At 73.4% G+C, this 14,029-nt stretch carries 13 protein-coding genes and 1 pseudogene; 5 read left to right on the forward strand and 9 right to left on the reverse strand.

Annotated elements, in window-relative coordinates:
* Positions 1-15: 15 nt before the first annotated feature.
* The 3 genes from thyX to ACFY3U_RS00605 form a co-directional block, all read right to left on the reverse strand.
* Positions 16-753, reverse strand: a complete 738-nt coding sequence (gene thyX / locus ACFY3U_RS00595; protein WP_387194077.1) for an FAD-dependent thymidylate synthase — start codon at positions 751-753, stop codon at positions 16-18.
* Positions 754-872: 119 nt separating this feature from the next.
* Positions 873-1,487, reverse strand: a complete 615-nt coding sequence (locus ACFY3U_RS00600; protein WP_387192568.1) for a DUF2752 domain-containing protein — start codon at positions 1,485-1,487, stop codon at positions 873-875.
* Positions 1,484-2,713, reverse strand: coding sequence for a winged helix-turn-helix domain-containing protein (locus tag ACFY3U_RS00605; RefSeq protein ID WP_387192571.1), 1,230 nt, complete (start codon positions 2,711-2,713; stop codon positions 1,484-1,486). Before ACFY3U_RS00605 ends, ACFY3U_RS00600 begins: the two co-directional genes overlap by 4 nt.
* 168 nt (positions 2,714-2,881) lie before the next feature.
* Here ACFY3U_RS00605 and ACFY3U_RS00610 point away from each other — a divergent pair.
* Positions 2,882-3,226 (forward strand): annotated as a pseudogene (locus ACFY3U_RS00610) (GNAT family N-acetyltransferase); the annotation flags it as partial.
* Between the two features lie 15 nt (positions 3,227-3,241).
* Here ACFY3U_RS00610 and ACFY3U_RS00615 read toward each other — a convergent pair.
* Positions 3,242-4,618, reverse strand: a complete 1,377-nt coding sequence (locus ACFY3U_RS00615; RefSeq protein ID WP_387194080.1) for a glycosyltransferase family 87 protein — start codon at positions 4,616-4,618, stop codon at positions 3,242-3,244.
* 35 nt (positions 4,619-4,653) lie between these two features.
* On the opposite strand from ACFY3U_RS00615, the gene ACFY3U_RS00620 reads away from it, so the two are divergent.
* The 3 genes from ACFY3U_RS00620 (at position 4,654) to ACFY3U_RS00630 (ending at position 6,756) form a co-directional block, all read left to right on the forward strand.
* Positions 4,654-5,235, forward strand: a complete 582-nt coding sequence (locus ACFY3U_RS00620) for a GNAT family N-acetyltransferase (RefSeq protein WP_387192574.1) — start codon at positions 4,654-4,656, stop codon at positions 5,233-5,235.
* A gap of 50 nt (positions 5,236-5,285) precedes the next feature.
* Entirely contained in the window at positions 5,286-6,245 is a 960-nt protein-coding gene (locus ACFY3U_RS00625) for a sigma-70 family RNA polymerase sigma factor (protein WP_387192577.1), read from the forward strand.
* Positions 6,246-6,384: 139 nt separating this feature from the next.
* Complete coding sequence (locus tag ACFY3U_RS00630; protein ID WP_387192580.1) at positions 6,385-6,756, forward strand: VOC family protein; 372 nt, start codon at positions 6,385-6,387, stop codon at positions 6,754-6,756.
* Positions 6,757-6,806: 50 nt separating this feature from the next.
* Here the strand turns inward: ACFY3U_RS00630 and ACFY3U_RS00635 are convergent, their stop codons facing one another.
* The 4 genes from ACFY3U_RS00635 to ACFY3U_RS00650 all read right to left on the reverse strand — a co-directional run bounded on the left by ACFY3U_RS00635 (position 6,807) and on the right by ACFY3U_RS00650 (position 11,159).
* Positions 6,807-7,697 carry a carbohydrate ABC transporter permease gene (locus ACFY3U_RS00635; RefSeq protein ID WP_387192583.1) on the reverse strand — a complete coding sequence of 297 codons (891 nt, stop codon included), beginning with the start codon at positions 7,695-7,697 and terminating at the stop codon, positions 6,807-6,809.
* Positions 7,694-8,821: a carbohydrate ABC transporter permease gene (locus tag ACFY3U_RS00640; RefSeq protein WP_387192586.1), complete on the reverse strand. Its 1,128-nt coding sequence runs from the start codon at positions 8,819-8,821 to the stop codon at positions 7,694-7,696. The genes ACFY3U_RS00635 and ACFY3U_RS00640 overlap by 4 nt, the downstream gene beginning before the upstream one ends.
* Before the next feature lie 71 nt (positions 8,822-8,892).
* On the reverse strand, positions 8,893-10,140 hold the full coding sequence (locus ACFY3U_RS00645; protein WP_387192589.1) for an extracellular solute-binding protein: 1,248 nt from the start codon (positions 10,138-10,140) through the stop codon (positions 8,893-8,895).
* 26 nt (positions 10,141-10,166) lie between these two features.
* Entirely contained in the window at positions 10,167-11,159 is a 993-nt protein-coding gene (locus ACFY3U_RS00650; RefSeq protein WP_387192592.1) for a LacI family DNA-binding transcriptional regulator, read from the reverse strand.
* Between the two features lie 142 nt (positions 11,160-11,301).
* On the opposite strand from ACFY3U_RS00650, the gene ACFY3U_RS00655 reads away from it, so the two are divergent.
* Positions 11,302-13,431 (forward strand): glycogen debranching N-terminal domain-containing protein, encoded by a 2,130-nt coding sequence (locus tag ACFY3U_RS00655; RefSeq protein WP_387192595.1) that lies wholly within the window; start codon positions 11,302-11,304, stop codon positions 13,429-13,431.
* Between the two features lie 24 nt (positions 13,432-13,455).
* On the opposite strand, the gene ACFY3U_RS00660 is transcribed toward ACFY3U_RS00655, so the two are convergent.
* Positions 13,456-13,932 carry a GNAT family N-acetyltransferase gene (locus ACFY3U_RS00660; RefSeq protein WP_387192598.1) on the reverse strand — a complete coding sequence of 159 codons (477 nt, stop codon included), beginning with the start codon at positions 13,930-13,932 and terminating at the stop codon, positions 13,456-13,458.
* Positions 13,933-14,029: the final 97 nt, after the last annotated feature.

Here is a 14,029-nt window from a genome sequence, read left to right on the forward strand (position 1 = left end):
GGTAAGGGCCTCGGCTCACTCGGCACAGGGGGTGGCGGCGACCTCGCTGCCGTCCGGCAGGGCGGAGATGGTGAAGTCGGCGAACACGTTCGGCGCCACCCGCTGCAGCTGGCGCAGGCACTCCACGGCCAGCTCGCGGATCTCCACGTCGGCGTGCTCGGTGGCCCGCATCTTGACGAAGTGCCGCCAGGCCCGGTAGTTGCCGGTGACCACGATCCGGGTCTCGGTGGCGTTCGGCAGCACCGCCCGGGCGGCCTGCCGGGCCTGCTTACGGCGCAGCGTCGGGTTCGGCTCGTCGGAGAAGCGCCGCTCCAGCCCCTCCAGCAACTCCGTGTACGCCCGGACGCTCGCCTCGGCCGCCTCGACGAACGTCTTGTGCAGCTCCGGGTCGTCGGCGATCACCGACGGCTCCACCATGGCGGCGTCCCGCTCCGGGACGTACCGCTGGGAGAGCTGGGAGTACGAGAAGTGCCGGTGCCGGATCAGCTCGTGGGTGAACGAGCGGGACACCCCGGTGAAGTAGAAGCTCACGCTCCCGTGCTCCAGCACGCTCAGGTGCCCGACCTCGAGGATGTGCGCCAGGTAGCCGGCGTTGGTGGCGGTCCCCGGGTTGGGCTTCTTCCAGCTCTGGTAGCAGGCCCGCCCGGCGAACTCGGCCAGCGCCTGGCCGCCGTCGGCGTCGGTCGACCACGGCACCCCGTCGGGGGCCTGGAACTGGGTCCACGCGATCAGCGTGACCTGGGGCTGCACCATGTCCGGCATTCCTGGGACTGTAGTGGTGGACGGGGTCCGCGCCCAAGCCAGCCTCACCGGATGCGACGTCGGTTACCGGACGGTCCCCGCGGTACCACTACGGGAAGTGGCGCCCGCGGTCAGACGTAGAGGGTGGTGAACGGCGCCCAGGGCAGATTGCGCAGCACCGAGAAGGCCAGCCAGGCGGTCAGGAAGCCGGCGATCAGCTTCGGCCCGACCCGCAGCTCCGGCAGCCGCCAGCCGAACGCCTGCTGCCCGGCCCAGGCGACGAAGAGGTACGCCAGGAAGGGCAGCGCGAAGACGAAGAGGAAGTGGTGCCGGGCGGCGGCGGGCAGGTCGCCGTGCAGCACGTACCAGAGCGCGCGGGTGCCGCCGCAGCCCGGGCAGTCCAGCCCGGTGGTGAGCTTGAGCAGGCAGCTCGGGGCGGCGTCCGGGTCGCTGGTGGTCGGGTTGCTGACCAGCGCGTACGCCATGCCCAGCCCGACGCAACCGACGGCCGCCAGCGGCACCGCCCAGCGCGGGGCCCGCGCGTGCACCCGCAGCACGAACCGGGTCAACCGGTCCGGCTCGACCGGTTGGTACGCCACCGGCGGGTACGCGCCGTCGTAGGCCCACCCGACCGGCGCGGCGGAGCCCGGCGCCGCGGACTCCGGCGACCCGTCCTGCCCGGGCTCGACCGCCGCCGGTGGCTGCCCCGGCCCGGCCGGCCCGTCCACGCTCGTCACACCGGTCACGGTACACCGGCGACACCCGCCAGCGCGGCGGCCAGCGGCATCGCCAGGTCCCCGGCGGCGGGCGGGGCCACGGCCGACAGCCCGAGCCAACCGGCGAGCCGGTACAGCTCGGCGGCGAGCGCCACGGCGGTCTCCCCCTCCTCGACGTCCGGCTCCCGCCAGGCCGCCGGCACCAGCAGCACGCCGGCCTTCCGGTCGGCCTTCAGGTCGACCCGGGCGGTGAACCGCTCCCCCTGCAGGAACGGCAGCACGTAGTAGCCGTGCACCCGCTGCGGGGCCGGCACGTAGATCTCGATCCGGTAGCCGAAGCCGAACAGCCGCTCGGTACGGGCCCGTTCCCAGACCAGCGGGTCGAACGGGCTGACCAGGGTGTTGCCCCGCACCCGGCGGGGCAGCCGGGCGTCGGCGTGCAGCCAGGCCGGCTGCCGCCAGCCCCGCACCGCCACCGGGCGCAGCTCACCGGCCTCGACCAGCTCGGCGATCGCCTGCCGGGCGCCGGCCAGCGGCAGCCGGAAGTAGTCGCGCAGCTCCGGCTCGGCGGCCACCCCGAGCGACCGGGCGGCCACCGCGACCAGCGTCCGGTACGCCTCGGCGTCGGTCGGCGTGGGCGCGTCCAGCGCGGCGGCCGGTAGCACCCGCTCAGGCAGGTCGTAGCGGCGGGCGAAGGAGGTGGTGCGCTCGGCGGCGGTGACCTCGCCGGCCCAGAACAGGAACTCCAGCGCCCGCTTCACGGCCGACCAGTTCCACCCCCAGTTGCCGGTCTCCCGGGGCGCGTCGTGCTCGATCTCGGCGGCGGTCAGCGGCCCCCGGGCGGCCACCTCGGCGCGGACCCAGGCGACCAGCTCGGGTTGCTCCTCGGCGATCCGCCGCATGCCGCCCCAGGCGTCATCGCGGGCCTTGGCCATCCGCCAGCGCAGCGCCGCGTGCAGCCCCACCGGCACCAGCGACGCCTCGTGCCCCCAGTACTCGAACAGCTCCCGCGGACGGCGGTAGGCGGCGTCGTCCAGCAACGCCGTCGGGTAGGGCCCGAGCCGGCTGTAGAGCGGCAGGTAGTGCGCCCGCTGCAGCACGTTGACCGAGTCCATCTGGATCAGGCCGACCCGGTCGAGCACCCGGCGCAGGTGCCGTCGGGTGGGCACCCCGGTGGGCGCCGGGTCGGCGAAGCCCTGGGCGGCCAACGCCACCCGGCGGGCCTGGGCGAGGGAGAGCGATTCCGGTGCGGCCATCGTCCGGCACCCTAATCCACGCCCCCGACACGGCGGGGAACGCTGGACCGACCGCCCGGTCGGGCATAGAACGGACACATGCTCACCATCCGCCGGGAGGAACCGGACGACGCCGAGGCGATCGCCCGGGTGCACATCCACGGCTGGCAGGCCGGTTACGCCGGGATCATGCCCGACGAGGTGCTGGGCCGGCTCAACCCGGTGGCCTGGGCGCAGCGCCGGCGGGACCTCGGCACCGCCGACCCGGAGCACCCGTTCACCACCCTGCTCGCCGAGGTCGGCGGCGTTCCGGTCGGGTTCACCACGTTCGGGCCGTACCGCAACGACCAGGACCGGGACGACCTGGACCACAGCCTCGGCGAGGTGCTGGGGATCCACGTCGAGCCGGCGCACTGGGGCGACGGCACCGCCCGCGCGCTGTTGGCCGCGGCGCGGGGGGAGATGGCCGGGCGTGGCTGGCGAACGTACCGGCTCTGGGTGCTGGCGGACAACGCGCGGGGCCGCCGATTCTGCGGGCGGGCCGGGCTGTCACCCGACGGCGAGCGGTGCACCTACCCGGTGCCGCTGGCCGGCGGCCGGCCCCCGGTCCACCTGGTCGAGCTGCGCTACGCCGGCCGGCTCGACGGCGGGCCGATCGACGGAGCCGGCCGGCTCGACGGCGGGCCGATCGACGGAGCCGGCCGGCTCGACGGCTGAGCCGGCGGGGCCGGTGGGGGTGCCCGGCCCGGCGGCGGTCGGGGCGGCGTGCCGGCGGATCGGCAGCAGCACCAGCAGCGCGATGCTGATCCAGACGTAGGTGTTGCTGCCCAGAAAGCCGTCCACCCCGCTGGAGTCCCGCTCCCAGGCCCAGACGATCCGGCTGATCAGCAGCCCGTAGGCGACCACCACCGACCCGATCAGCACCCGGCGCCGGCGGCTGCGGGCCGGGGCGGCGACCGCGTTGTCGACCAGCAGCAGCAGCGCCGGGATCAGCCAGACCAGGTGGTGCACCCAGGTGACCGGGCTGACCAGGCACGACACCGCGCCGGTCAGGGCCAGCCCGGTGGCCTCGTCGCCGGCCGCCACCGCGGCCCGGGACCGCCAGGCCCAGACCGCGAGCGCCGCCAGCACCAGGACCAGCCAGGCCAGCGTGCTCGGGTGCTCGGGGTTCAACCGGGCGACCATGCCACGCAGCGACTGGTTGGAGACGAACGACAGCTCACCGACCCGGCCGGTGTTCCACAGCGCGGAGGTCCAGAACTCCCGGGAGGCGTCCGGGAAGAGCGCGGCGGCGAACAGCGTCGCGCCCGCGGCGGTCGCCATCGAGGTGACCGCCGCCCACCAGCGCCGGGTGATCAGCAGGTAGATGATGAACACGCCCGGGGTCAGCTTGATCGCGGTGGCCAGCCCGATGCCGACGCCCGCCCAGCGGTTGCCGGCCGGCAGCAGCCGCAGCAGGTCCACCGCCACCAGGAACAGCAGCAGCATGTTGACCTGGCCGAAGTTGATCGTCTCGCGCATGGGCTCGTACGCGGCGGCCAGGCACAGCGCGATCGCCAGGGCGAACCACGGGGTCCAGCCGGCCCGCCGGGCGACCGGGCCGAGCAGCCACCAGATCAGCACCGTGCTCACCACGACGCTGGCGACCACGCTGACGGTGATCGCGACCGGCCAGGGCAGGTACGCCATCGGCAGCATCACCAGGGCGGCGAACGGCGGGTAGGTGAAGCCGTACTGGGTGCCGTACTTCAGGTAGTCGTAGATGTCCCCGCCGTCGTGCACCCAGAAGGTCAGCGCGCCGTAGTAGACCTTCAGGTCGAAGAAGCCATGCCGGACGGCGAAGAACAGCAGGAACACCGCCACCGCGACGGCGAGCGCCACCACCCCGACGACCTGCGTCGCCGTCCGCCTGGCACCCTGCGCCACCATCGTGTCTCCCGCCCTGCGTAGGCTTCCGTGCCATGGCCATGGGGTACGTCCGCCCGGCACGTCCCGAGGACGCCGGCGAGATCGCACGCATCCAGCTCGCGACCTGGCGGGTCGCCTATCGCCGGATCCTGCCCCGGCACGTGCTCGACAACCTGGACGAGGCGTTTCTGGCCCGGCGGTGGAGCGCGGCGGTGCAGGAGCCGCCCTCCGGCGCCCACCGCGTGCTGGTCGCCGTCGAACAGGCCGAGCAATCGTATCTGGTGGGCTTCGCCGCCTCCGGACCGGCGGACGCCGAGGCGCTGGCGCCCGAGGAACCGGCCGAGGCGCTGGGCGACGGGGTGGCGGCGGTGACCGACCTGCTGGTCGAGCCGCGCTGGGCCCGGCGCGGGCACGGCAGCCGGCTGCTGGCCGCCACCGTGGACCTGTGGCGCACCGACGGCTTCACCCGCGCCGTCGCCTGGGCGTTCGACGGGGACGAGGCGACCCGCCGCTTCCTCACCAGCACCGGCTGGGAGCCGGACGGCGCGGCCCGCGCGCTGGACGTCGACGACATGCTGGTCCCCCAGGTGCGGCTGCACGTCGCGGTCCCCACCGAGCCGGTACCGCAGGACTGACCACCGCGCGGACGCTCGTCGGTGTCGGAGGGTCCGCCTACGGTGGAGCCATGACCACCGTCACGGCACCGCCGGCCGTCGAGCTGGAGGAGTTCCGGGTCGAGTTGACCGGGTACGCCTACCGGATGCTCGGCAGCGTCTTCGACGCCGAGGACGCGGTACAGGAGACGCTGCTGCGGGCCTGGCGTGGTCTCGACCGCTTCGACGGGCGCTCCAGCGTGCGCACCTGGCTCTACCGGATCGCCCACAACGTCTGCCTGGACCAGCTCGCCGGGCGGGCCCGGCGCGCCCTGCCGATGGACGTCGGCGCGCCGTCGGCCCCGACGGCCGCCGCGCTGGACGGGCCGGCCGGCGAGTGGCTGGGTCCGGCGCCGGACGCCGTGCTGCTGACCGCCCACGCCGACCCGGCCGAGCTGGCGGTCGCCCGCGAGTCGGTCCGGCTGGCCTTCGTCGCCGCGCTGCAGCACCTGCCGCCCCGGCAGCGGGCCGTGCTGATCCTGCGCGACGTGCTGCGTTGGCGCGCCGACGAGGTGGCCGAGCTGCTCGACGCCAGCGTCCCGGCGGTCAACAGCGCGTTGCAACGGGCCCGGGCGACGATGGCCGACCGGGACGCCACCGGCCCGGCCCCGGCACTCGACCGGGAGCACCGCGACCTGCTCGACCGCTACGTGCTGCTGTTCGAGGCGTACGACGTGGACGCGCTGGTGGGGCTGCTGCGCGCGGACGCGGTGCACACCATGCCGCCGTACCGGATGTGGTTGCGCGGCGCGACCGACATCGGCCGGTGGATGCGCGGCCCCGGCGCCGGGTGCCGGGGCTCCCGGCTGGTCGAGGTGGCGGCGAACGGCGGCCCGGCGCTGGCGCAGTACCGGCCGGATCCGGCCGGCGTGCTCCGGCCGTTCTCGATCCAGCTGATCACCGTCGAGGGTGGTCGGATCACCCGCCTCGTGCACTTCCTGGAGCCCCGGCTCTTCGCCCGGTTCGGCCTGCCGGCCAGGCTCGATCCGTGAGCGCGCGACCGGCGCCGATGAGTTCCGGGCGGCGCGCCGGTCCACCCCTGGTACGCCGCGGACGCGGGTGGACGGCCACCCGGCGGGCCGCAGGCTCCGCACCGAGCGCGGCGACGCAGCGGAAGGAAAGGCGACGGACATGTTCACCGACACGGAGGCGTTCAGCGGATTCTCGGCGGACGACCCCGACCGCGCCGAGCGGTTCTACGCCGACACGCTCGGCCTGCGGGTGACCCGCGAGGGGGACCTGCTGAAGCTGCACCTCGCCGGCGGCCACACGGTGCTGGTCTATCCCAAGCCCGACCACGTGCCGGCGGCCTACACGATGCTCAACTTCCAGGTCGACGACGTCGACCGGGCCGTCGAGCAGCTGACCGCGCGCGGGGTGGAGTTCGCCCGCTACCCGGGCCTGCCGCAGGACGAGAAGGGCATCATGCGCGACAACGGGCCGACCATCGCCTGGTTCACCGACCCGGCCGGCAACATCATCTCGGTCATCCAGCGCGACTGAGCCGGTGGTGGTTCCCGGCCGGGTCGCCGGGAACCACCACCGAAGGCGGCTCAGCCCTTGTCGGCGCCCTCGTTGGCGCCCCTGACGAAGTACCGCTGGAAGATCATGAAGAGCACGGCCACCGGGATGGTGGCCAGCAGCGCCGCGCCCAGCTTGAGCGGATACTGGGTGCCCGTGCCGAGCGAGCCGCTGACCAGGTCGGCCAGCCCACGCGGCAGGGTGAACAGGCTCGGGTTCTGGACCGAGACGAGGCTGTGCGGGAACTCGTTCCAGGAACCCTGGAACGACAGGATGGTCAGGGTGATCAGCGCCGGCCGGGCCATCGGCAGCACCACCGACCAGTAGGTGCGGAAGACGCCGGCGCCGTCGATCCGGGCCGCCTCCTCCACGCTCACCGGGATCGACTCGAAGAACTGCTTCATGATGAAGACCCCGGCCGCGTCGGCGAGCAGCGGCACGATCAGCCCGGCGTAGCTGTTGTAGATGCCCAACTGGTTGAGCACCAGGAACTTCGGGATCAGCAGCACCACGCCGGGCACCGCCATCACCGCGATGACCGCGGCGAAGAGCCCCGCCCGCCCCTTGAACCGCAGCCGGGCCAGGGCGTAGCCGGCGAGCGAGTCGAAGAACACCCGGCCGAGCGTGACCAGCACGGTGACCAGCAGCGAGTTGCCGAGCCAGAGCGGGAAGTTGGTGCCCGCGAAGATCCGTTCGAAGCTGGCGGTGGTGAGCGGGTCGGGGAACGGCGACAGCGGGTTCGCCGTCGCGTCCGGCTCCGTCTTGAGCGCGTTGCTGAGCTGGATGACGAACGGATAGAGGAACACCAGCCCGAAGAAGATCAGGATGGCGTACCCGAGGAAGCGGTTGACCAGGGTGCGGGCCACGCGGTGGTCACGGCGGGCGGGCGCCGCCGGCACCGGACGATCGGTGAGCGCGGTCATGACGACGACCCTTCCGATCCGCGCCGACGCCACCAGCGACGGCCGGGCGCCGCGCCGTCCCGGTCGGCCATCACCCGCCGTTGCACCAGTGTGAGCACGATGATGATGAGGAACAGCACGAACGAGATGGCCGCCCCGCTGCCGTAGTCGAACTCGCGGAACGCGGTCCGGTACGACAGGTAGGCCGGCGTGAGCGTGGTCTTGGCCGGCGCGCCCTGGCTCATCACGTACACCTGGTCGAAGACCTGCCACGAGCCGATCAGGCCGAGGGTGAGCACCAGGAAGGTGGTCGGCTTGAGCAGCGGGAGGGTGACGTACCGGAACCGCTGCCAGCGGGACGCGCCGTCCAGGGAGCTCGCCTCGTCCAGCACCTCCGGGACGTTCTGCAGCGCGGCGAGGTACATCAGCATGAACGTGCCGGACGTCGTCCAGATGACCAGCGAGATGATCGTGATCATCGCGACGCTGGGACCGGAGAGCCAGTCCCACCAGCTCAGCCCGAACGGGCCGCCGTCGGCGAGCGCGGCCGGCGGCTCGTCCACGCCGAGGGCGCCGAACAGTAGGTGCAGCACGCCGCGGGAGTCGGCGAACCACTGCGGCCCGGTGATGCCGAAGAAGCCGAGCAGCTGGTTGACCGCGCCGGAGCTGGTGAACAGGAAGAGGAAGACCACGCTGATCGCCACGGAGCTGGTGACCGAGGGGAAGTAGAAGGCGCTGCGGAAGAAGCCCTTCCCTTTCAGCATCCGGTTGTTGACGATCAGCGCGAGGCCGAGCGCCAGCGCGGTCTGCACCGGCACCACGATCACCACGTAGTAGATGTTGTTCCGGATGCTGGTCATGAAGTCCCGGCGGGCCAGCCCCTCCTCGGTGAACAGCCGGGTGTAGTTGTGGGCGCCGACGAACGGCACCTTGGCGGTGAACGGGCTGCCCTGGCCGTTCCAGTCGGTGAGGCTGACCCAGAGCGCCATCAGGATCGGCAGCAGCAGGAACAGCCCGAGGATCACGATCACCGGGGCCACGAAGAGCCAGCCGGCGAGATTCTCGTTGCTGCGGATGCCGCCTCCGGAGCGGCGCCGGGGACCACCTGTCTCGGTGGCCGGCGCCGCCAGTGCGTCGGTTGTCATCTCCCTCTCCTTCGACTCGCGCGGAGCCGGTGCGGGGCGCCGCCGGTGCCGGCGACGCCCCGCGTACCGGGTCAGCCGCCGAGCGCGGCCTTGGCGTTCTTGTCGAAGTTGTTGAGGACGGACTTCGGGTCGGTGCTGTTGAGCTTCTGCAGGCCGGTGTCCAGGTCGGCCAGCACGCTGTCCATCTTCGGGGCGTTCACCGGGCCCTGGGCGTACTCGGCGCCGTCGATGAACGGCTTGTCCGCCGGGAACTGGGCGGTGTACTGCTCACGCACCGACTGGCGGGACGGCATCACGCCGAACGCCTTGGCGAAGGCCATCTGCTGGTCGCCGGCGGTCATCGCCTCGACGAACTTGATCGCCTGGTCCTTGAACTTGCTCTTGGCGGCGATGCCCCAGCACTGGGTGAAGGAGAGGGTGCCCTTGCCCTTCGGGCCGGCCGGCAGCTCGACGACCTTGTACTTCAGCTTGGGGTAGTCGTTCTGCAGGGCGCCCTTGATCCAGTTGCCCTCGATGGTCATCACGGCCTTGCCCTTGCCGAACGCCTCACCGGACCAGCCGGAGTCGAGCTGCTTCGGGTAGCGGGCCAGCCCCTCGGTGAGCATGGTCTTGACGTACGCCAGGGCGGCCTCGTTCTCCGGGGTGTCGGCGGTCGGCTGCTTGCCGTCCTTGCTGATCAGCCAGCCGCCGTTCTGCACCAGGAACGCGCCGATCCGGTCCCGGTTGTCGCCGAGCGCCAGCGGTACCTGGCCCTTGGCCTTGATCTTCCGGGCGGTGGCGGTGAGCTGGTCCCAGTTGGTCGGCACGTCCGCGTCGGTCAGCCCGGCCTTGGCCCACAGGTCGGTGTTGATCTGCAGGGCGAGGGTGGAGAAGTCCTTCGGCGCGCAGTAGAGCTTGCCCTCGTAGGTGAAGGCGGTGCGCAGGCTCTCGTAGAAGTCGTCCGGCTTGCTGACCTTGTCGCCGTACGGCTCCAGCGCCCCGACGCTGGCGTAGTCGGCGAACCGGGCGGCGTCGACGTAGAACACGTCCGGCGGGGTGCCGCCGGCAAGCGCCTGGCCGAGCTGCTGGGTGAGGTCCTGGGCCGGGGTGACGGTGGCCTGGTTGCCCGAGGACGACGCCCACTTGGCGGCGGCGTCCTGGACGGCCTTGGTCTCGGCGTCGCCGGACGAGCCGATCAGGATCTGCAGGTTGGCCGGCCCGCTGGACTGCTGGGCGGTGCCGGAGCTGTCGTCGTCGAAGCCGCTGCCACAGGCGGCGGAGCCGAACAGCGCGACGGCGGCGAGGCCGGCCACCGCCGCGCGGGTGAGGGATCGGTTCATCGGTTCTCTCCTGGTGGGGGAAGGGGTCATGCGGTGTGCCGCCGCACCAGCGAGGGCTGGAGCAGCACGGGGGTGGGGGGACGGCGCGGACCGTCCAGTACCGCGGTGAGCAGGTCGACGCAGCGGGCGGCGGCGTCACCGAGCGGCTGGCTGACGCTGGTGAGGCCGATCGCGGCGGCGACCGGGGTGTCGTCGAAGCCGATCACCGGCCGGGCCGGGTCGGTGTCCCGGGCGGCCTGCAGGGCGCCCAGGGCGAGGGAGTCACTGGCGCAGACCAGGGCGGTCGGCGGGTCGTCGGCCGCGAACAACTCGCGGGCGACCCGCTCCCCCGCGGCGATCCCGTCGGGGGTCTCCGCGTGCAGGCCGGTGGGGTCGAGACCGGCCGCGGTGAGGGCGCGCCGCCAGCCGGACCGGCGGTCGTCGCCGACGCCGGAACCGCTCGGCCAGCCGATCCAGCCGATCCGCCGGTGGCCTGCGGCCAGCAGGTGCCGGGTGGCCTCGGCGGTGCCGGCCGCGCCGTCCACGTCGACCCAGCAGTGCGCGTCCGGGTCGTCCCAGGGCCGGCCGAAGGTCACGAACGGCACCCCGCGGCCGGCGAGCCAGGCGGTACGGGGGTCGCCGTGGTCGGTGCCGGTCAACACGAAACCGTCGAGGTCGTACGAGCCGAGCAGGTCGTCGTAGCTGGCGATCTCCCGCTCGCGGTCGACGGCGGTGTAGAGCAGGGTGCGGTAGCCGGCCCCCTCGGCGGTCTCGGTGAGGCCGTGCAGGAAGCGGTCGAGGACGGAGCCGTTGATGCCGTCGCGGGTGGGTTCGATGCGTACCGCGATGAGCCGGGACCGGCCGGTGCGCATCTGCCGGGCGGCCTGGTTGGCGCGGTAGCCGAGGGCGTCGATCGCCGCCCGGACCCGCTGGCGGGTCTCCTCGCGCACGATGTGCGGCGCGTTGATCACGTTGGACACGGTCTGCCGGCTGACCTGGGCGCGCCGAGCCACCGTGGAGATGGTCACCTTTTCTGGCATTTCACCTCCCTCGCGGTCTTGAACGATCCAATTCGGATGGTGCAGGATTAGATCGTTCAAGTTTCTGGAATGTTTCGCACTTTGCACCGCGCCGGACGGCTTGTCAAGATGTCCGGCTCCCTCAGAATCTGGAGCCCCACCCGTGATCGAACGTCACCTGCAACCCCTGCTGCACGACCTGGTCGGAGTGGTCCTCGCTCCCACCAGCGCGCTGGGTGACCGGGCCGGGCAGATCCGCCCGGCCGGCGTCCAGGGTGTCTTCCACGCCGACGCCCGGGTGCTCTCCCGCGCCGAGCTACGGGTCGACGACCGGGAGCCGGAGTCGATCGGGCACGGCGAGGACGGCCCGCACGGCGCCCGCTTCGTCGGCCTGGCCCGCTGGCTCGGCGACCCCGGCCCGGACCCGACCGTCCGGGTCGAGCGGGCGCGCCGGGCCGGCGCGTACGGCGTGGACGAGGAGGTCCGCGTGGTCTCCACCGCCGCGGTGCCGGTACGCGCCACCGTGTCGGTCGACCTGGCCTGCGACCTGGCCCCGATCGACGTGGTCAAGACCGGCCGGCCGAGCACGCCGATCGAGCCGAAGTCCGGCCAGCCGGGCCAGCTCAGCTGGGCGGCCGACGGGGTGACGGTGACCGTCACCGGCGACGGCGCCCAGGTGCGCGCCGAGGGTGAACACGCCCGCGCGCCCCGGTTGTCCTGGCCGGTCGACCTGCCGCCCCGCGGCGAGGTGACCCTGCGCTGGCGGCTGCGGGTGGACGACCCGCGCGCGGTGGTGGCCGCGCCGGCCGGCGAGCCGGAGTGGGGCCGCCCCGAGGTACGCGCCGCCGACCGCCGGCTGACCCGGCTGGTCGACCGTTCGCTGGCCGACCTGCGGGCGCTGCGGCTGGTCGACACCACCGCGCCCGGGGACGTGTTCCTCGGCGCCGGCGTGCCCTGGTTCCTCACCCTGTTCGGCCGGGACAGCCTCTGGGCCGCCCGGATGATGCTGCCGCTCGGCACCGAGCTGGCCGCCGGCACGCTGCGGGTGCTCGCCCGCCGGCAGGGCACCCGGGTCGACCCGGCCAGCGGCGAGGCGCCCGGCAAGATCCTGCACGAGCTGCGTCGGCAGGAGCTCGCGCTGCCCGACGAGGGGGTGCTGCTGCCGCCGGCGTACTACGGCACGGTCGACGCCACCATGCTGTGGGTCTCCCTGCTGCACGACGCCTGGCGCTGGGGTCTCGACCCCGAGCAGGTCGCGCCGCTGCTGCCACACCTGGAGGCGGCGCTCGGCTGGCTCGGCGAGCACGCCGACCCCGACGGCGACGGGCTGATCGAGTACATCGACGACACCGGTCACGGGCTGGCCAACCAGGGCTGGAAGGACTCCGGCGACTCGATCCGCTTCCGCGACGGCCGGCTCGCCGAGCCGCCGATCGTGCTGGCCGAGGTGCAGGGATACGCGTACCAGGCGGCCGTGCACGGCGCCGACCTGCTGGACGCGTTCGGCCGGCCCGGGGCCGACCGCTGGCGCGCGTACGCCGGCAAGCTGGCCGAGACGTTCCGCGCCCGGTTCTGGGTCGACGGCGGCCCGGACGGCCCCCGCCCGGCGCTCGCCCTGGACCGGGACAAGCGCCCCGTCGACTCGCTGACCAGCAACATCGGCCACCTGCTCGGCACCGGGCTGCTCAACCGCTCGGAGGAGGCCCGGGTCGCCGAGCTGCTCGCCGGCCCGGCGATGGCCGGCGGCTTCGGGCTACGCACCATGTCGACCGACGACGCCGGGTTCAGCCCGCTGTCGTACCACTGCGGGTCGATCTGGGCGCACGACACCGCGATCGTGCTCGCCGGGCTGGCCCGGGGCGGCTTCCGGGCCGCCGCGCTCGACCTCGCCGAGGGGCTGCTCGGCGCGGCCGAGGCGTTCGACTACCGCCTGCCCGAGCTGTACGGCGGCGACGACCGGGCGCTGCTCGGCCGGCCGGTGCCGTACCCGGCGGCCTGCCGCCCGCAGGCCTGGTCCGCGGCCGCGGCGGTGCTGCTGCTCCAGGCCGCCACCGGCCTGCACCCGGACGTCCCCAACGGCCGGGTGGAGCTGACCCCCCTCGCCGGCCCCGAACTGGGCGCCGTGACGGTGACCGGTCTCCGCGTCGCCGGCTCCCCCGTCACCGTCGAGGTGGACCACCAGGGCCTACCCACCATCACCGGCCTGCCCCCGGCCCTCACCCCGCCCATCCCCGCCCCCCGATCCGCTGATCATGAGGTTGACCGCACCGATCGCGATCAACTTCGCCGGTGACCTCATGATCAACGCTCGACGGCGTCACGGGCGGGGGTGGTGTTCGGCGATCAGTTCGTCGTCGTCCGTGGCGCCGGTGGGGGTGAAGCCGAGCGCGGTGTAGAGGTGGGCGGCGGCGGTGTTGTCCGGGTGGTACGACAGCCGGACGATGCTGCCGCCGTCCTGCGCCGACAGCCAGTCGGTGAGGGTGCCCACCGCCGCCCGGCCGACGCCCCGACCCTGCTCGGCGGCGTCGACCACCATGCCGCCGATCCACCGGGAGCCGTCGTCCTCCACGCCCCACACCACGTGCCCGACGACCGCGTCGTCCGCGTACACGGCCTGCGAGGTCCACACCTCGGAGTGCATGCTCAGCAGCAGGTAGCGGGCGCCCATCGGGGCCACCCAGGCCCGCTGGTCATCGCGCGGGGCCACGTCGGCGACGGCCCGCCAGTTGTCCTCGTCGACCGCGCGCAACGTGACGCGCCGGCCCGCCCGGTCGTGCCTCTCGGAGTCGATCACCGGGTGATGCTAGACGGACCGCCGCCCGAGCGATGACGGGTTTCCGACCGAACCGGCGGAGGCCGGCCAGCAGCCGGCGGATAGCGGCCAGCAGCCA

The organism is Micromonospora sp. NPDC000089 (assembly GCF_042899365.1).
Classification (GTDB): domain Bacteria; phylum Actinomycetota; class Actinomycetes; order Mycobacteriales; family Micromonosporaceae; genus Micromonospora.